Source organism: Cupriavidus sp. CP313, from assembly GCF_054072015.1.
Genome location: NZ_JBSVZB010000030.1, coordinates 58636 through 74975 on the forward strand (window position 1 = coordinate 58636; position 16340 = coordinate 74975).

16 protein-coding genes are annotated in these 16340 nt (G+C 66.7%); 3 read left to right on the forward strand and 13 right to left on the reverse strand.

What is annotated here, in order from left to right; all coding sequences use genetic code 11:
- Positions 1–19 precede the first annotated feature (19 nt).
- The 9 genes from ACW4E8_RS31415 to ACW4E8_RS31455 all read right to left on the reverse strand — a co-directional run bounded on the left by ACW4E8_RS31415 (position 20) and on the right by ACW4E8_RS31455 (position 7325).
- The gene (locus ACW4E8_RS31415) at positions 20–565 is read right to left on the reverse strand and encodes a hypothetical protein (protein ID WP_456808079.1); all 546 of its coding nucleotides are present in this window, start codon (positions 563–565) and stop codon (positions 20–22) included.
- Entirely contained in the window at positions 546–1778 is a 1233-nt protein-coding gene (gene fabF / locus ACW4E8_RS31420) for a beta-ketoacyl-ACP synthase II (RefSeq protein WP_456808080.1), read from the reverse strand. The genes ACW4E8_RS31415 and fabF overlap by 20 nt, the downstream gene beginning before the upstream one ends.
- 190 nt (positions 1779–1968) lie before the next feature.
- A complete protein-coding gene (gene acpP / locus ACW4E8_RS31425; protein WP_008644813.1) occupies positions 1969–2208 on the reverse strand; it encodes an acyl carrier protein in 240 nt (79 codons plus the stop codon).
- A 170-nt stretch (positions 2209–2378) separates the two neighbouring features.
- Positions 2379–3128 carry a 3-oxoacyl-ACP reductase FabG gene (fabG, locus tag ACW4E8_RS31430; protein WP_018309408.1) on the reverse strand — a complete coding sequence of 250 codons (750 nt, stop codon included), beginning with the start codon at positions 3126–3128 and terminating at the stop codon, positions 2379–2381.
- A gap of 16 nt (positions 3129–3144) precedes the next feature.
- On the reverse strand, positions 3145–4074 hold the full coding sequence (gene fabD / locus ACW4E8_RS31435) for an ACP S-malonyltransferase (RefSeq protein ID WP_456808081.1): 930 nt from the start codon (positions 4072–4074) through the stop codon (positions 3145–3147).
- Between the two features lie 83 nt (positions 4075–4157).
- Complete coding sequence (locus ACW4E8_RS31440; protein WP_456808082.1) at positions 4158–5138, reverse strand: beta-ketoacyl-ACP synthase III; 981 nt, start codon at positions 5136–5138, stop codon at positions 4158–4160.
- Between the two features lie 52 nt (positions 5139–5190).
- Positions 5191–6270: a phosphate acyltransferase PlsX gene (gene plsX, locus ACW4E8_RS31445; protein WP_456808083.1), complete on the reverse strand. Its 1080-nt coding sequence runs from the start codon at positions 6268–6270 to the stop codon at positions 5191–5193.
- Positions 6271–6435: 165 nt separating this feature from the next.
- Positions 6436–6615, reverse strand: a complete 180-nt coding sequence (rpmF, locus tag ACW4E8_RS31450; RefSeq protein WP_010814675.1) for a 50S ribosomal protein L32 — start codon at positions 6613–6615, stop codon at positions 6436–6438.
- A 119-nt stretch (positions 6616–6734) separates the two neighbouring features.
- On the reverse strand, positions 6735–7325 hold the full coding sequence (locus ACW4E8_RS31455; protein ID WP_456808084.1) for a DUF177 domain-containing protein: 591 nt from the start codon (positions 7323–7325) through the stop codon (positions 6735–6737).
- A 206-nt stretch (positions 7326–7531) separates the two neighbouring features.
- Here ACW4E8_RS31455 and ACW4E8_RS31460 point away from each other — a divergent pair, with 206 nt between their 5' ends.
- Both ACW4E8_RS31460 and ACW4E8_RS31465 read left to right on the forward strand, forming a co-directional pair.
- Positions 7532–8131: a Maf-like protein gene (locus tag ACW4E8_RS31460; RefSeq protein WP_456808085.1), complete on the forward strand. Its 600-nt coding sequence runs from the start codon at positions 7532–7534 to the stop codon at positions 8129–8131.
- A 16-nt stretch (positions 8132–8147) separates the two neighbouring features.
- Positions 8148–8879, forward strand: coding sequence for an SAM-dependent methyltransferase (locus tag ACW4E8_RS31465; protein ID WP_114132440.1), 732 nt, complete (start codon positions 8148–8150; stop codon positions 8877–8879).
- 57 nt (positions 8880–8936) lie between these two features.
- Here the strand turns inward: ACW4E8_RS31465 and ACW4E8_RS31470 are convergent, their stop codons facing one another.
- The 4 genes from ACW4E8_RS31470 to ACW4E8_RS31485 form a co-directional block, all read right to left on the reverse strand.
- On the reverse strand, positions 8937–10121 hold the full coding sequence (locus ACW4E8_RS31470) for a S49 family peptidase (RefSeq protein WP_456808086.1): 1185 nt from the start codon (positions 10119–10121) through the stop codon (positions 8937–8939).
- A gap of 79 nt (positions 10122–10200) precedes the next feature.
- Positions 10201–10599 (reverse strand): Rieske (2Fe-2S) protein, encoded by a 399-nt coding sequence (locus ACW4E8_RS31475; protein ID WP_456808087.1) that lies wholly within the window; start codon positions 10597–10599, stop codon positions 10201–10203.
- Positions 10592–11251, reverse strand: a complete 660-nt coding sequence (locus ACW4E8_RS31480) for an HAD-IA family hydrolase (protein ID WP_456808088.1) — start codon at positions 11249–11251, stop codon at positions 10592–10594. The genes ACW4E8_RS31475 and ACW4E8_RS31480 overlap by 8 nt, the downstream gene beginning before the upstream one ends.
- A 30-nt stretch (positions 11252–11281) precedes the next feature.
- Positions 11282–12286, reverse strand: a complete 1005-nt coding sequence (locus ACW4E8_RS31485) for an RluA family pseudouridine synthase (protein WP_456808089.1) — start codon at positions 12284–12286, stop codon at positions 11282–11284.
- A gap of 793 nt (positions 12287–13079) precedes the next feature.
- Here ACW4E8_RS31485 and ACW4E8_RS31490 point away from each other — a divergent pair.
- Positions 13080–16205: an Rne/Rng family ribonuclease gene (locus ACW4E8_RS31490; RefSeq protein WP_456808090.1), complete on the forward strand. Its 3126-nt coding sequence runs from the start codon at positions 13080–13082 to the stop codon at positions 16203–16205.
- Positions 16206–16340 lie beyond the last annotated feature (135 nt).

The following is a 16340-nucleotide window of genomic DNA, read 5'->3' on the forward strand; positions in this document are numbered from 1 at the left end:
CGCATCCTGTGACCGTAAGCTAACAAAATCGTTCCCCTGCCGGCATATCAGGTTGCACCCGCAGTGCAACTCTGGCGGCGCGTTGCAACCGCCGCGCCATCTCGGGCGAACCCGCCTGCCAGGGAAGAAAGATGGCGCCCGGCATCCCGGGCGCTTCGGGGACCAGGCGCACGACCGCGGCGCCGCCGGCCTGCCAGCATTGTCGGACCACAGCCTCGTGCCGGGCACCGCCCGGCCCTTGCAGGCGGATCCGCAATGGCCCCTTGTCGTCGGGCGCGTGCAGCACTGCCGTGCAGCGCCAATGCAGGCCGCGCCACCACGCCGGCCAGGCACGCACCGTCGCCGTGGCGGCAAGCGCGAGTCCCAGCGCCATGGCGGCATGCCCCCAATGGAACCCAGCCTGACTACCGGCTACCACATCGGCCAGCGTCCGCGCCAGCAGCGCGAGCGCCAGCGTTTCGCCGGCACAAAACACGAACAGGGCCCACCGCAACGGGTGGACCCTGCCCTGGCGCAGCCCGCGAAGGGCCCGCCTCAACCACGGATCAGGCGCGGCGGAAAACAAGCGTGCCGTTGGTGCCGCCGAAACCGAAGTTGTTCTTCACCGCAACGTCGATCTTCATCTCGCGTGCCGTGTTGGCCACGTAGTCCAGGTCGCACTCGGGATCCTGGTTGTCGAGGTTGATCGTCGGCGGCGACACCTGGTTGTGCAGCGCCAGCACGGTGAAGACCGATTCCAGGCCGCCGGCACCGCCCAGCAGATGGCCGGTCATCGACTTGGTCGAGTTCACCACCATCTTGTAGGCCTGCTCGCCGAATGCGGCCTTGATCGCATCGGATTCGTTCTTGTCGCCCAGCGGCGTGGACGTGCCATGGGCGTTCAGGTAGTGCACCTGGTCCGTATTGATGCCGGCGTCCTTGAGCGCATTGACCATGCAACGGCGCGGGCCGTCCATGTTCGGCGCGGTCATGTGGTAGGCGTCGCCGCTCATGCCAAAGCCGATCAGCTCGGCATAGATGCGCGCGCCGCGCGCCTTGGCCGACTCGTACTCCTCCAGCATCATCACCCCCGCGCCTTCGCCCAGCACGAAGCCGTCGCGGTCCTTGTCCCACGGACGCGAAGCGGCCGCCGGATCGTCATTGCGCGTCGACAGCGCACGCGCAGCGGCGAAACCGCCGATGCCCAGCGGCGACACGGTCGACTCGGCACCGCCCGCCAGCATGGCGTCGGCATCGCCGGCCTGGATCAGGCGGGCGGCCAGGCCAATGCTGTGCAGGCCGGTCGTGCAAGCCGTCACGGCAGCCAGGTTCGGGCCCTTGATGCCGTGGATGATCGACAGATGGCCCGCGATCATGTTGATGATCGAGCCCGGCACGAAGAACGGCGAAATCCGGCGCGGACCACGCTCGGTCAGCACGGCGTGGGTCTCTTCGATCAACGGCAGGCCGCCGATGCCCGAACCGACCAATACGCCGATGCGCTCGGCATTGGCTTCGGTCACTTCCAGGCCGCTGTCCTTCAGGGCCTGCGTGCCGGCTGCGATGCCGAAATGGATAAAGGTATCCATCGCGCGGGCTTCCTTGGCGGGGATGTAGTCCTCGGCATTGAAACCCTTCACTTCACCGGCAAAGTGCACGGAAAGCGCGGAGTGATCGAATTTGGTGATGGTGGCGATGCCGGACTTGCCGGCAACCAGGTTGGCCCAGCCTTCGGCAACCGTGTTTCCGACCGGAGACACAAGGCCAAGCCCAGTGACGACGACGCGACGACGGCTCACTATGTTTTCCTACGGGTGCGTGAAACGGGAACGGAACGGAGATCAGCCCGCCGCCGGCCTTGCGGGCCGCGCGGCGCAGCACATTCCATTCTGCTTCTTCAAACAGACGAAAGCCACAGAAAACAGCAAGGCGCGGCCGCAACGGCCCGCCCACCTGCCTTCTGTGGCTCGGAATGCAGAGACGACGGGCTTAGGCCTTGACGTGCGCGGTGGCGTAGTCGATAGCCTGTTGCACGGTCGTGATCTTTTCGGCTTCCTCATCAGGAATTTCCATGCCGAATTCATCTTCCAACGCCATCACGAGTTCAACCGTGTCCAGCGAGTCCGCACCGAGATCGTTCACGAACGACGATTCGTTCTTGATGTCTGCCTCGGCCACGCCAAGCTGTTCTGCCACGATTTTCTTGACGCGTTGTTCGATATTGTCCATGTAACCCTCCAGGGAAGTTCGACAAAAAGTGGGCGCATTTTAGCAGGTTTGAGGCGACAGAAATGCCGCCTGCCAAGCTTTGCAAGAATCGCGCCCGTTTGGTTCGGAAAACTACTACTTCAGGCAGCTTCTTCGGGCTTCTCCCCCGAAACCAGCCATCCAAAAACTCATTAATTCATGTACATCCCGCCGTTCACATGCAGCGTAGTGCCGGTAATGTAAGCGGCTTGCGGACCAGCCAGGAAGGCCACCGCGTTGGCGATATCCTCCGGCTGGCCAAGGCGACCCAGCGGAATCTGCGTCTTGAGCGAAGCATGCTGCTCTTCGGACAGCGCCTTGGTCATGTCGGTGTCGATAAAGCCCGGTGCGACACAGTTCACGGTCACGTTGCGGCTGCCGATTTCCGCGGCCAGCGAGCGGGTCATGCCCGCCACGCCCGCCTTGGCAGCAGAGTAGTTCATCTGGCCGGGATTGCCGACCGAGCCCACCACCGAAGTGATATTGATGATGCGGCCCTGGCGGGCCTTCATCATCGGGCGCAGCACCGCGCGCGACAGGCGGAACACCGAAGTCAGGTTGGTCTGGATCACGGCCAGCCAGTCCTCGTCCTTCATGCGCATCGCCAGCTGGTCCTGCGTGATGCCGGCATTGTTGACCAGCACGCCGATGCCGCCGTGGGTCTTGACGATCTCGTCGATGAGCGCGTCGCAAGCGGCCGCGTCATTGACGTTGAGCACGGCGCCCTTGCCCTTCAGGCCATCGGCGCCGAGGTAGTCGGTGATGCCGGCCGCGCCGGCTTCGCTGGTGGCGGTGCCGATCACGGTGGCGCCCTGGCGGGCCAGTTCCAGCGCGATGGCGCGGCCGATGCCGCGCGAGGCGCCGGTGACCAGCGCAACCTGGTTGTCGAGAAGTTTGGTCATGCGGATGTCCTCTTGCTTACTTCAGCAGTGCCAGCGTGTCTTGCAGCGAGGCCGGATCGAAGATCGCACCGCCGGTCAGGTTGCCGTCGATGCGCTTGGTCATGCCGGCCAGCACCTTGCCCGGGCCGCACTCGATCACGTGCGTGATGCCTTCGGCGGCCATCTTCTGCACGCACTCGACCCAGCGCACCGGCGCGGCGGCCTGGCGCACCAGGGCGTCCTTGATCGCGTCCGGATCATTGACGATGGCGACGTCGACGTTGTTCACCAGCGGAATCGACGGCGCCGAGAAAGCCAGGCCGGCCATGCGCTCGCGCAGGCGGTCCGAAGCGGGCTTGAGCAGCGACGAGTGGAACGGCGCCGACACCGGCAGCGGCAGCGCGCGCTTGGCGCCCTTGCCCTTGGCGATTTCGCAGGCCCTCTCGACCGCGGCCTTGTGGCCGGCGATCACCACCTGCGACGGCGCGTTGAAGTTCACGGCCTCGACCACGCCGGCGGTCGATGCCTCGGCGCAAGCGGCGCGCACGTCGTCATCGGACAGGCCCAGGATCGCGGCCATGGCGCCCTCGCCCACCGGAACGGCTTCCTGCATGGCTTGCGCGCGGAAGCGCACCAGCGGCACCGCATCGGCAAACGGGATCACGCCCGCAGCCACCAGCGCCGAGTACTCGCCCAGGCTGTGGCCGGCAACCAGCGCCGGCGCCGGGCCACCGGCGTCGAGCCAGGCACGGTAGACCGCCACGGCGGCGGTCAGCATCACAGGCTGCGTGTTGGTGGTCAGGTTCAGCTCTTCGGCGGGGCCTTCGGCGATCAGGCGGCCGAGGTCCTGGCCGAGCGCGGCCGAGGCTTCTTCCACGGTGGCGCGCACCACGGCGTTATCCGCGAAAGCATTGAGCATGCCGACCGACTGCGAACCCTGGCCGGGAAATACGAAAGCGAATTTCATCGGAATGGAACCCTAACAAGAAACGGGTGGCCGGCACCGCGGCATGTCCTGCATGCGCGGCATGCCATGGTGCCGGCCGCGAATCACATGCGCAACAGCACCGCGCCCCAGGTGAAGCCGCCGCCCACGCCTTCCATCAGCACGGTCTGGCCCGGGCGGATGCGGCCGTCGCGCACCGCGACGTCCAGCGCCAGCGGGATCGACGCGGCCGAGGTGTTGCCGTGCTCATGCACGGTGGCGACCATGCGCTCCGCCGGCAGGCCCAGCTTCTTCGCCGTGCCCTGCATGATGCGGATATTGGCCTGGTGCGGGATCAGCCAGTCGACCTGGCCCGGCGTCACGCAGGCAGCCTCCATGGCTTCGCGCGCGACCTTGTCCAGCACATTCACGGCCAGCTTGAACACAGCCTGGCCGTCCATGTGCAGGAACGGGTTGCCGGTGATGTTGCCGCCGGCGACGTTGCCCGGCACGCACAGGATATCGACATGCTTGCCGTCCGAGTGCATCGCGGTGGACAGGATCCCCGGCTCCTCGGACGCCGACAGCACCACGGCGCCGGCACCGTCGCCGAACAGCACGCAGGTGGTGCGGTCGTTGAAGTCCAGGATGCGCGAGAACACCTCGGTGCCGATCACCAGCACGTTGCGGTGCGAGCCGCTGCGGATGAACTTGTCGGCCGTGGCCAGTGCGTACACGAAGCCCGAGCACACCGCCTGCAGGTCGAACGCCGGGCATTGGTTGGTGATCCCCAGCTTTTCCTGCACGATGCAGGCCGTGCTGGGGAACACAAAGTCCGGCGTCGAGGTGGCGACGATGATCAGGTCGATGCTCTGGCGGTCGATGCCGGCGGCTTCGATGGCCTGCTCGGCAGCCTTGACCGCGAGATCGCTGCTGGTCACATCCGGCTCGGCCCAGTGGCGTGCCGAAATGCCGCTGCGCGAGACGATCCAGTCGTCGCTGGTCTCGATGCCCTTTTCGGCAAGCTGCGCGGCCAGGTCATGGTTGGTCACGCGCCGCGGAGGCAGGTAGCTCCCGGTACCGATGATTTTTGCGTACTTGGTCATGTATTGTCGGATCGTATGGCCCGCAGGCACCCTCGACCGGCGCGCGTGGCGCTCAGGCGACGTGGGGGCTGGGATGCGTGCCAGGCACCTCTGTCTCCGGGGCGGGCTGTGCAGCGCCTGCGGCGCTGGATTTATCGGCAAAAGCCCGGGTGATGCGGGCGATCACGCCATTCTTGGCGGCATCATACCCGCGTTTGATGGCCCACTCAAAAGAATGGGCATCGGCCGAGCCGTGGCTCTTGATCACCAGCCCGCGCAACCCAAGCAGCGAGGCGCCGTTGTAGCGCGCCGGGTCGAGCCGCCTGGCCAGGCGCGACAGCACCGGCATTGCGACCGCGGCGAGCAGCTTGGTGAACCACGAGCGGGTGAATTCTTCCTTGATCATACTGCCGATCATCTTGGCCAGGCCCTCGGTGCTCTTGAGTGCCACGTTGCCGACAAAGCCGTCGCAGACCACGATGTCGGTAGTGCCCTTGAAGATGTCGTTGCCTTCCACGTTGCCGTAGAAGTTCAGCTCCGAGGCGCGCAGCAGTTCACCCGCACGCTTGACCACCTCATTGCCCTTGATGACTTCCTCGCCGATGTTCAGCAGGCCCACCGTGGGGTGTTCCTTGTGGTCGACCACGGCCACCATGGCTTCGGCCATGCGCGCGAACTGCAGCAGGTGCTCGGGCTCGCAGTCGGCATTGGCGCCCAGGTCCAGCACGGTGGTGCCCCAGCCTTGCTCGTTCGGGATGGTGGTGGCGATGGCCGGCCGCTCGATGCCTTCGAGCGTCTTGAGCACATAGCGCGACACCGCCATCAGCGCGCCAGTATTGCCGGCGGAGATGCAGGCACCGGCCAGGCCTTCCTTGACCTGCGTGACGGCGACGCGCATCGAGGAGTCCCTCTTCTTGCGCAGCGCCACCTCGACCGGGTCATCCATGGTGATGACCTCGGTGGCCTCGACGATAGTCACGCGCGGATGGTCCAGCGCGTGCAGCTTTTTCAGCTGCGTGCGGATGGCGTCGGGCAAGCCGACCAGCACCATCTCGGCGTCGTCGTGGCGGGAAAGAAAACTGATCGCCGCAGGCACCGTCACGGAGACTCCGTGATCGCCGCCCATGCAGTCGATAGCGATTTTGATCGTCATTGTTCCTGGTACGGATAGCGCGGCGGCGCACGCCACGCCCGGCGAGAATCCCGAGCGCCCAACAAAAAAGCGGCAACGATCTTGCCGCTTTTTTGTCTCTGACCTTTTAGTGTCCGACCTACAGGCATGCGCGAGCGAGACGCAACGTCACGCCGAACGAAGCTATCAGTCGTTCTTGGTCTTGATGACCTTGCGGCCACGGTAGTAGCCGTTCGGGCTGACGTGGTGACGCAGGTGGGTTTCGCCGGTGGTCGGCTCAACTGCCAGCGGCGCGGCCGACAGGTGATCGTGCGAACGGTGCATGCCGCGCTTGGACGGCGACTTCTTGTTCTGTTGAACAGCCATGATGACTCCTTCGAGAATTTTTCAATATTAACACACGCATCCCGCCCAAGGCGTAGCCGGGGCCCGGCCGGATGCTTCAGATTCACCTGCAAGACCTTGCTGTCCGCCTGTTGGCGGCATCAATGCTTGGTCTTCAGGCCGGCCAGCGCCGCAAAGGGCGAAGGCCGCTTTTCTTCCTCAGGCTCAGCCTCTGGCTGCGCCTCGCCGTCCGAACCGGTCACGAGGCTTTCGTGCACCGTCGGGCAGACGTCATGCTTGGGGGCCACCGGCAACGCCAGCAGCACTTCATCTTCAATCAGTTCCAGCAGCGGGAAACGCTTCGAGCCGGCGATCACGTCGACTTCGTCGTCGTCCATCGGCGCGGCGTCGGCCGCTTCCTCGCTTTCCACCACCTCGAAACGCGTTGCCGTATCGATCGGCTCGGCATAGGGGGCCAGGCAGCGCTGGCAATCCAGCCATATCCGGCCCTGCACGGTCACGTCGAGAAACAGCCGCCGCGCCGCCGCGGCGCCCGGCTCGGCCGCATCTTCACGCATGAAGCCAGTGGCCGTATAGGCAAACGTCTCATCGGGTGCCGAGGCTGGCGCTTGCGCGGCGGTCTCGGCTAAGATGCGCGGCAAATCCCGCACCGCCACGTCGCCGGCCAGGCTTTCACCCTTCCGGCACAAGGCGAAGAGATCAAGCGCGCGCAGGTCAATCGGCTGGGTCATGTGCGTGGCTCCGGTCGCAATTCAATGACTGGTTCGCCACATTCCACGCCTGTCGGACTACGGGCCGCGCACATTGGCGGCACTGCGCCCGGGTGCGGATGCGGCTAAACGCGCGATTGTACGACGTAAACCGTGTCGAGGTCAAAGGTCTTGCAACGCGGGCCGCACCTTTTACTGTTTCGCTTCCTGTTCCGATTCAATTACTTATGTCCCCAGACCCCCGCCCCAGGCTGATCCTTGGCTCCGGCTCGCCCTACCGCCGCGAACTGCTGGAGCGCCTGCGCATCCCGTTCGAGGTGGCCGTGCCCGACATCGACGAAACCCCGCTTGCCGGCGAAGCGCCCGAAGCCACCGCGCTGCGCCTGTCACAGCGCAAGGCCGAAGCCATTGCCGCGCGCCATCCGGGCGTGCTGGTGATCGGCTCGGACCAGGTGCTGACCCTGGACGGCGAACAGATGGGCAAGCCCGGCACGCACGAGAAGGCCGTGGCGCAACTGCGCCGCATGCGCGGGCGCACCGCCACCTTCCACTCGGCGCTGTGCCTGCTGGACGCACGCACCGGCATCGTGCAGCTGGCCGACGTGCAGACCTGCGTGACCATGCGCGACCTGACCGACGCTGATATCGAGGCCTACCTGCAGCTGGAGCGCCCCTACGACGTAGCCGGCAGCGCCAAGTCCGAAGGCCTGGGCATCACGCTGCTGGAACGCGTCGAGTCGGACGACCCGACCGCACTGGTCGGCCTGCCGCTGATCGCGCTGACCGGCATGCTGCGCCAGGCCGGCTACCCTCTTCTTTCCACATGACCCGCACGAGCCTACGATGAGCGGCACTCTTTACCTGATCCCCAACACCCTCGGCAAGCGCGACGAAGCCGACCCGCTGGCCGACGTGATCCCGGCCGGCGTGCAGCAGGTCGCGGCCAACCTCGATTACCTCGTCGCCGAGAACGCCAAGACCGCGCGCGCCTTCCTGAAGAAGCTGGGCGAGACCACGCCGCTGGCACGCCCGATCCAGCAGATCGAGATCCGCGAGCTGAACGTCAACACGCGCGCCGACGCCCTGGCCGCGCTGCTGGCCCCGCTCGAAGCCGGCCGCGACGGCGGCCTGCTGTCCGAGGCCGGCGTGCCGGCGGTGGCCGACCCGGGCGCCGACCTGGTGCGCCTGGCCCATGCGCGCCGCATCCGCGTGCGGCCGCTGGTCGGGCCCAGCTCGATCCTGCTGGCGGTGATGGGCTCGGGCCTGAACGGCCAGAGCTTTGCCTTCAACGGCTACCTGCCGGTCGATGCCGGCGAGCGCGCGCAGCGCCTGCGTGAGCTGGAGCAGCGCTCGCGCAAGTCCAGCCAAACCCAGGTGTTCATCGAAACGCCCTACCGCAATGCGGCGCTGCTGGAAGCCATGCGCCAGCACTGTGCCGGCACCACGCTGCTGTCCGTGGCCGTGGACCTGACCCTGCCGGGCGAGACCATCGTCACGCTGCCGCTGTCAGACTGGCGTCCCGAGCGGATCGACCTGCACAAGCGCCCGGCGATCTTCTCGCTGCTGGCCATGTAAGAAACGACAAAGGGGGCGTGAACGCCCCTTTTGTCATTGCCGCCGCGCCATCCAGGCTCAGTGCATGCCCTGCATGCGGTTGCTCCACAACATGGTCTTCATCGCCGCTGAACCCACCGCCGCGCCAAAGCGCTTGGCCACGCGCTCGGCAATGTTCTCCTTGACGGTGTAGTCGACGATGTCCTCGGCCTTGAGCACATCGCGCGCGACATAGTCGGCACTGCCCAGCCCGTCGGCCAGGCCCAGCTCCACGGCGCGCTCGCCCGACCAGAACAGGCCGGAGAACAGCTCCGGATCATCCTTGAGCCGGTCGCCGCGCCCTTCCTTGACCACGTCGATGAACTGCTGGTGGATCTGCTTGAGCATGGCCTCGGCAAAGGCCTTCTGCTTGGGCACCTGCGGCGAGAACGGGTCCAGCATGCCCTTGTTGGCGCCCGAGGTGTACAGCCGGCGCTCCACGCCGAGCTTGTCCATCAGCCCGGTAAAGCCAAAACCGTCCATCAGCACGCCGATCGAACCCACGATACTGGCCTTGTCGACATAGATCTTGTCGGCCGCCGCGGCCACGTAATAGCCGCCCGAGGCGCAGATCTCTTCCACCACCACATAGAACGGCTTGGACGGATAAAGCGTGCGCAGCCGCTGGATCTCATCGTTGATGATGCCCGCCTGCACCGGCGAGCCGCCCGGCGAGTTGATCTTCAGGATCACGCCAGCGGCATTGCTGTCAGCGAACGCCGCCTGCAGCGAGGCATTGATCGATTCCGCGCTGGCCGGGGTGCCCGCGGCGATCTCGCCCTCCAGCGTGACCATGGCCGTATGGCGGCCCGAGGTGCTGATGGCGCCATCGCCCTTGAAGTCGAACAGCGCGACCAGGACCAGCGCCAGCAACGCCAGCCCGACAAAGCGGAAGAAGATGCGCCAGCGCCGTGCCGCGCGCTGCTCGCGCAGCGATGCGGTGAGCACTTTTTCCAGCAGATCGCGCTCCCAGCCGGCGCCGCCGCCAACCGGGGGCCCCGCGGTGGCACCGGCCATGCGCGCCTTGCGCTCGCGCGCTTCACGCCTTGCCGCGTCGTCGCCGGCGCGCAATTCGTCTTCCAGCGGGTAGTCGGCGTGCGGTGCGGTGACCAGGCGCTCCGACTCCGCCTGGGGCGCCCCTTCGCCCGGCGCACCCTCGCCGGCTGGCTTGTGCTCGTCCGGCTGACCCGATTCACCCGATGGCGGCTTCTGTTGTTCTGTCATGCAAATCGCTCGTGGAAACGCCTGGCAACCCAGGCCTGGAAATACAACGGCCGGCCTGACCGCCGGCCCTGCCCGTCATTCAGGCACCGCCCATGCGCGCAGCGATCCGGTATGGCGCTTCCGGCAGCCAGTAGACCTGGCCGTCGCGCTCCTCGATGCACAGCTTGGCCAGCGATGCACCGCGGCAGGGACCGCCGACGCACTCGCCGCTGTCCGGCGCATAAACCGCGCCATGTGTGGCGCACATCAAGTATAGGCCTGAGGCATCGAAGAACCGGCCTTCCTGCCAGTCCAGCTCCATCGGCACATGGGCACACTGGTTCAGGTAACCGTGCGCGGCGCCGTCGAAACGCACCACGAAGGCGCCGATCTCGCGCTGGTCCAGCGCCACCGAGAAGCGCACGCCCAGGCCGCCTTCCTCCAGGTCCGCGGCAGCGCACAGCCGCACCGGCGCCTGGCCGGCCGCTGCCTCAGGCATGGGCCAGCAGCCAGTCGGTCAGGTCGGGGATGGAGGTAGCGCAATGCACCGGCGCCATCGCGCGCAGCGAATCCGCGGGATGTGCGCCATAGCACACGCCAATCCCCTTGGCGCCGGCATTGGCCGCCATCTGCAGGTCATGGGTGGTGTCGCCGACCATCACCGTGCGCTCCACGTCCTGGCCCAGTTCGCGGGTCAGTTCGTGCAGCATGGCCGGGTGCGGCTTGGAGAAGGTCTCGTCGGCACAGCGCGTGGCGTCGAACAGGCGGGTCAGGCCGCTCGCAGCCAGCGCGCGCTGCAGGCCGACGCGGGTCTTGCCGGTGGCCACGCCAAGAAAATAGTGTTCGCCGCGCAGGGTCTCCAGCATTTCGCGCACGCCGTCGAACAGCACCAGGTCGGCGTCGCGAGCGAGGAAGTGGTAGCGGTAGCGTTCGGCCAGGCGCGGGTAGTCGACGGGGTCCAGCGTCGGCACCGCGTAAGACAGCGCATCCTTCAGGCCCAGCCCGATCACGTGGCTGGCGGCGCGGTCATCCGGCACCGGCAGGCCCAGGTCGCGGCTGGCGAGCTGGATGCACTTGGCGATGGTCGGAGTCGAGTCCATCAGCGTCCCGTCCCAGTCGAAAACGATCAGGTCAAATTGTTGCCTGGCCATGGAAGTCCTTGTGGCGTTTGATGCACTACCCTACTCCGGGGCACGCAGTTCACGCAATTGTTGCAGGAATCCGACGCATTCGTCGGGCAGCGGCGCTTCCACCGCCAGTGGCTCGCCCGTGGCCGGGTGGATAAACACCAGCCGGTGGGCGTGCAGGAACATGCGCTTGAGGCCCGGCTTGGCGCCGGAACGCGCCAGCGCCTTGTTCAGCGAGAAGTCGCCATATTTTTCGTCACCGACGATCGGGAAACCTGAGTGGGCCAGGTGGACGCGGATCTGGTGGGTACGGCCGGTCATCAGTTCGGCCTCCAGCAGGGTGAAGCCCTGGAAGGCCTCGACCCGGTTGAACACGGTGTGCGAGGCCAGTCCGTCGGCCTGCACTCGCACCCGGCGCTCGCCGTCCGGTGTGCTGTACTTATATAGAGGCAGCTTCACATGCTGGCGCGCATTCGGGAATTCGCCGGCCACGCAGGCGAAATAGCGCTTGTCCATCGCGTTGCCGCGAATCTGCTCGTGCAGGTGGACCAGCGCCGAGCGCTTCTTGGCCAGCATCAGGATGCCGGAGGTCTCGCGATCGAGCCGGTGCACCAGCTCCAGGAACTTGGCCTGGGGCCGGGACCGGCGCAATTGCTCGATCACGCCGAAGGCCACGCCCGAGCCGCCGTGCACGGCCACGCCGGCCGGCTTGTTGATCACCAGCAGTTGGGCGTCCTCAAACAGCACCGGGAACTCGCCCGCCGGCACATGCTGGGCATTGGCGGATTGCGCCGAATTCGCCACCCGCATTGGCGGAATGCGCACGACATCACCCGACTGCAGGCGATAAGTGGCATCGATCCGGCCCTTATTGACGCGAACTTCCCCCGAACGCAGCACCCGGTAGATATGGCTCTTGGGCACGCCCTTGGCCACCTTCAGCAGGAAGTTGTCAATGCGCTGACCTTCCGAGCCTTCGTCAATCGTGACATACGCCACCTGTGGGCTGGCCGGCGCAGCTTCGGCAGCCTTTTCAATTTGATGGCGTAACTCATTCATTTTCAATATAATTTCCTCGCTGTCCCGGCTTGTGGCCGGCAGCGCAAGACCTGTGTAAGCGATTGATCTTCGAGTTTTCTTGGATTTTTCGCATTCTACACTTGGGGTTGCCGCCAACCCCGCCCGTCTCCCGCAACTTTGCGTTCCGCCAAGCGCCAGACGGGCAAATGGCAGTAAAAAGCAGCACGCACGGTGCCGCCGGCATGCAGGAAGTCGCCCAAAGGAGGCTTCGGCGAGGCAGGCGGTGACGTGGGAACTGAGTGTTCAGGTAAAACAGAATTTAAAGGCGGATGCCACTGCCGGCATCCGCTTCGGTGAGAGAAGTCCTGCCCGCACCGGGAAACGGTGCCGGCCGGCAGGTTAGCCTGCCGCCTGACTGGAAATACCGGCGCCCGGTCGCAGAATTCCAAGAAGTAGTAGGTGCGCCCGCCAGGAGTAGTCAGGCAGCAACGGCAACCATGCCGTGTCCGAAAAATTTGCTCTTTGACGCGTCTAGGCCTTCCGCGGCCGGCCGCGATGCCGCCGGCGCCGGTTGCGCCGGCGTTCAGCATCGCCTCCGGCACGGGAACGCGCCGGATGTCTGCGCAAGAGCAGCCTCCGGTGTTCTCTCCTGCCCCGCGGACGTTACCCCGACGTCATCGCTCTCTTTCACCCGCGCCCAGCCGCTCGCCTATCCCGCGCAGCGGCGCTTTCCGGCAATTCTCGCGCCTCGCTCGCTCCCTCGCGTGCTCCATAGATCGCCGCGGACACCGCCCAGACGGTGCCACCCGCGACACTGGAGTGAGGTATTGCGATGAAACGCATGCTGTTCAACGCGACGCAACAGGAAGAATTGCGCGTCGCCATCGTCGACGGTCAGAAACTGATCGATATCGACATCGAGACTGCCGGGCGCGAACAGCGCAAGGGCAACATCTACAAGGGCGTCATCACCCGCATCGAGCCCTCGCTGGAAGCCTGCTTCGTCAACTACGGCGAAGAGCGCCACGGCTTCCTGCCGTTCAAGGAAGTCGCCCGCGCCTTCTTCAAGGAAGGCATCGACGTGCGCAACGCGCGCATCCAGGATGCCCTGCATGAAGGCCAGGAACTGATCGTCCAGGTCGAGAAAGAAGAGCGCGGCAACAAGGGCGCGGCCCTGACCACCTTTATCTCGCTGGCCGGCCGCTACCTGGTGCTGATGCCCAACAACCCGCGCGGCGGCGGCGTGTCGCGCCGCATCGAGGGCGAGGACCGCCAGGAACTGCGCGAAACCATGGCGCAGCTGGCCGTGCCGGAAGGCATGAGCATCATCGCCCGTACCGCCGGCATCGGCCGCTCGGCCGAGGAACTGCAGTGGGACCTGAACTACCTGCTGCAACTGTGGAAGGCCATCGACGGCGCCGCCGGCGACAACAAGGCCCCGCTGCTGATCTACCTGGAATCGAGCCTGGTGATCCGCGCCATCCGCGATTACTTCCAGCCGGATATCGGCGAGATCCTGATCGATACCGACGAGATCTACGAACAGGCCCGCGCCTTCATGAGCGTGGTGATGCCTGACAACATGAGCCGCGTGAAGAAGTACCGGGACGACGTGCCGCTCTTCTCGCGCTTCCAGATCGAGCACCAGATCGAGTCGGCCTATTCGCGCATGGTGATGCTGCCCTCGGGCGGCGCCATCGTGATCGACCACACCGAGGCCCTGGTCTCGGTGGACGTGAACTCGGCCCGCGCCACCAAGGGCGCCGACATCGAGGAAACCGCGCTGCGCACCAACCTCGAGGCCGCCGACGAAATCGCCCGCCAGCTGCGCCTGCGCGACCTGGGCGGCCTGATCGTGATCGACTTTATCGACATGGAGTCGGGCAAGGCCCAGAAGGACGTGGAAACGCGCCTGAAGGACGCGCTGCGCCACGACCGCGCGCGCGTGCAGATGGGCAAGATCAGCCGCTTCGGCCTGATGGAGCTGTCGCGCCAGCGCCTGCGTCCGTCGCTGTCGGAGGGCTCGCACATCACTTGCCCGCGCTGCAACGGCACCGGCCATATCCGCGATACCGAATCGTCCGCCCTGCAGGTGCTGCGCATCATCCAGGAAGAGGCGATGAAGGAAAACACCGCCGCCATCCACTGCCAGGTGCCGGTGGAGGTGGCCGCCTTCCTGCTGAACGAGAAGCGCCAGGAAATCAACCTGATCGAGCTGCGCTTCAAGGTCAACGTGCTGCTGATCCCCAACAAGCACCTGGAAACGCCGCACTACAAGCTGGAGCGCCTGCGCCACGACGACCCGCGCCTGGAAGAGAGCACCGCCAGCTACCGCATGGCCGAGGCTGCCGCCAAGGAACTGGAAGCCGACACCAGCTACAGCAGCCGCCGCAAGGAAGAAGCCAAGCCGCGCCAGGAAGCGGCGGTCAAGGGCATCACCCCGGAACAGCCGGCCCCGGTCTCGGTGCCGCGCCCCGAGCGCGCGCCCAAGCCGGAAGCCCCGATCGCCCCGCCCGTGCCGGCTACCCAGCCGGTGGTCAGCGGCGGTTTCATCGCCTGGCTGAAGGGCCTGTTCGGTGCCCGCCCGGCAACCCCGCCGGTGGTGGAGCCGGCCAAGCCGGCAACTGCAACTGAGGCCCGTAGCGCCGAAGGCCGGCGCGAGCGCGGCCAGCGCGGCGAAGGCCGCGGCCAGCGTGGTGAGCGTGGCGACCGCGCCGAGCGTGGTGAGCGCACGGAGCGTGGTGAGCGTGGTGAGCGTGGTGAGCGTGGCGAGCGCCAGGGCCGTGGCCAGCGCGGCGACCGTGCCGAGCGCGCGGAACGTGGCGAACGCCAGGGTGCCGAGCGCGGCGAGCAACGCGAGGGCCGTGGCGAACGCCAGGGCCGCCAGCCGCGCCAGCAAGGTGAAGGCCAGGCCACCCCGGCCCTGGCCCGCCAGGGCGAGGCTGTGCAAGCCGAGCGCGCCCAGGGCGAGCGCGTGGAGGGCCGTCAGGAAGGCCGCCGCGACCGCAACCAGGAACGCCGCGAGCGCCAGCGTGAACGCCAGCGCGAACGCAGCGAACTGCGCGAAGCCGAAGCCGGTGAAGCACCGCAGCCGGAAGCCATCGCCGCCGCCCAGGCACTGGGCGTGCTGCCACAGCCAGTGACCGAAGAGACGCAAGCCGTCCGCGCCGAGCTGCCGGAAGGTGTCGAGAGCGCCGCCGAGACCGCTGAGGGCGAAGAGCGCCGCCGCCGCAACCGCCGTGGCCGCAACCGCTATCGCCGTGAGCGCGACGAGTCGGCGCAAGGTGCGCAGGGTGAAGGCGAAGGCGACGACGAAACCGCCGCTGCCGAAGGCGTTGCCCCGGTGAGCGCTGAAGCCGCCGTGCCCGCCGAGCCCGCACCGCAAGCTGCCGTGGCCGTGGCCGCCGCAGCCGAGGCCGTCGAAGCAATCCGCATCGCCGTGCCGGAAGACGTGACGCCCGCGCCGGTCGCCGAGGCAGCCCCGGTGACCGCGCCGGTTGCCGAGCCCGTGCCCCAGCAAGCTGCCCCGGTAGCCGCCGCCGTCACGGAAGCCGTTGCCGTCGAAGCGATCGTCGAGTCCACCGCAAGCGTGGCCGTCGAAGCGGCTCCGGTCGTGCCGGCACCTGCCGCTGCACCGGTCACCGCCCCTGTGGCCGAAGCCGCACCGGCCGAGGTGTTCGCGCCGGCAGCCCCGGTGGTTGCTGCAGCGCCGGCCGCACCGGCAGCGTCGGTCACCCCGGCAGCACTGGAGAACCTGGAACCGATGCTCGCCACCGCCGGCCTGCAATGGGTCCATACCGACAGCGACAAGCTGCGTTCGGCCCAGGAAGCCGCCGCCCGCCTTGCGCCCGCCCCGCGCGTGCGGCGCGAGCGCAAGGCGCTGCCGCCGCTGCCCCACGGTCCGATGATCCTGGTGGAAACCGGTGGCCGCGAAGTGGAGATGGCATCGCAGCAGTAAGCGTTGCCGCTGCTCCGCAGCAAAAGCAAGAAGGGGACGGCCTGGCCGTCCCCTTTTTTTATGGGCAGCCGGCCAGATGAATCCCCGCCATCACCGGGGGATGCGGGTGCCCCGCCCCCGCCTCGGCTAGAATGG

Bases quoted from the DNA above. Each gene is read 5' to 3' on its own strand.
- acpP (WP_008644813.1), bottom strand. From the start codon at position 2,208: ATGGACAATATCGAACAACGCGTCAAGAAAATCGTGGCAGAACAGCTT.
- fabG (WP_018309408.1), bottom strand. From the start codon at position 3,128: ATGACCAAACTTCTCGACAACCAGGTTGCGCTGGTCACCGGCGCCTCG.
- fabD (WP_456808081.1), bottom strand. From the start codon at position 4,074: ATGAAATTCGCTTTCGTATTTCCCGGCCAGGGTTCGCAGTCGGTCGGC.
- ACW4E8_RS31440 (WP_456808082.1), bottom strand. From the start codon at position 5,138: ATGACCAAGTACGCAAAAATCATCGGTACCGGGAGCTACCTGCCTCCG.
- plsX (WP_456808083.1), bottom strand. From the start codon at position 6,270: ATGACGATCAAAATCGCTATCGACTGCATGGGCGGCGATCACGGAGTC.
- rpmF (WP_010814675.1), bottom strand. From the start codon at position 6,615: ATGGCTGTTCAACAGAACAAGAAGTCGCCGTCCAAGCGCGGCATGCAC.
- ACW4E8_RS31455 (WP_456808084.1), bottom strand. From the start codon at position 7,325: ATGACCCAGCCGATTGACCTGCGCGCGCTTGATCTCTTCGCCTTGTGC.
- ACW4E8_RS31460 (WP_456808085.1), top strand. From the start codon at position 7,532: ATGTCCCCAGACCCCCGCCCCAGGCTGATCCTTGGCTCCGGCTCGCCC.
- ACW4E8_RS31465 (WP_114132440.1), top strand. From the start codon at position 8,148: ATGAGCGGCACTCTTTACCTGATCCCCAACACCCTCGGCAAGCGCGAC.
- ACW4E8_RS31470 (WP_456808086.1), bottom strand. From the start codon at position 10,121: ATGACAGAACAACAGAAGCCGCCATCGGGTGAATCGGGTCAGCCGGAC.
- ACW4E8_RS31475 (WP_456808087.1), bottom strand. From the start codon at position 10,599: ATGCCTGAGGCAGCGGCCGGCCAGGCGCCGGTGCGGCTGTGCGCTGCC.
- ACW4E8_RS31480 (WP_456808088.1), bottom strand. From the start codon at position 11,251: ATGGCCAGGCAACAATTTGACCTGATCGTTTTCGACTGGGACGGGACG.
- ACW4E8_RS31485 (WP_456808089.1), bottom strand. From the start codon at position 12,286: ATGAATGAGTTACGCCATCAAATTGAAAAGGCTGCCGAAGCTGCGCCG.
- ACW4E8_RS31490 (WP_456808090.1), top strand. From the start codon at position 13,080: ATGAAACGCATGCTGTTCAACGCGACGCAACAGGAAGAATTGCGCGTC.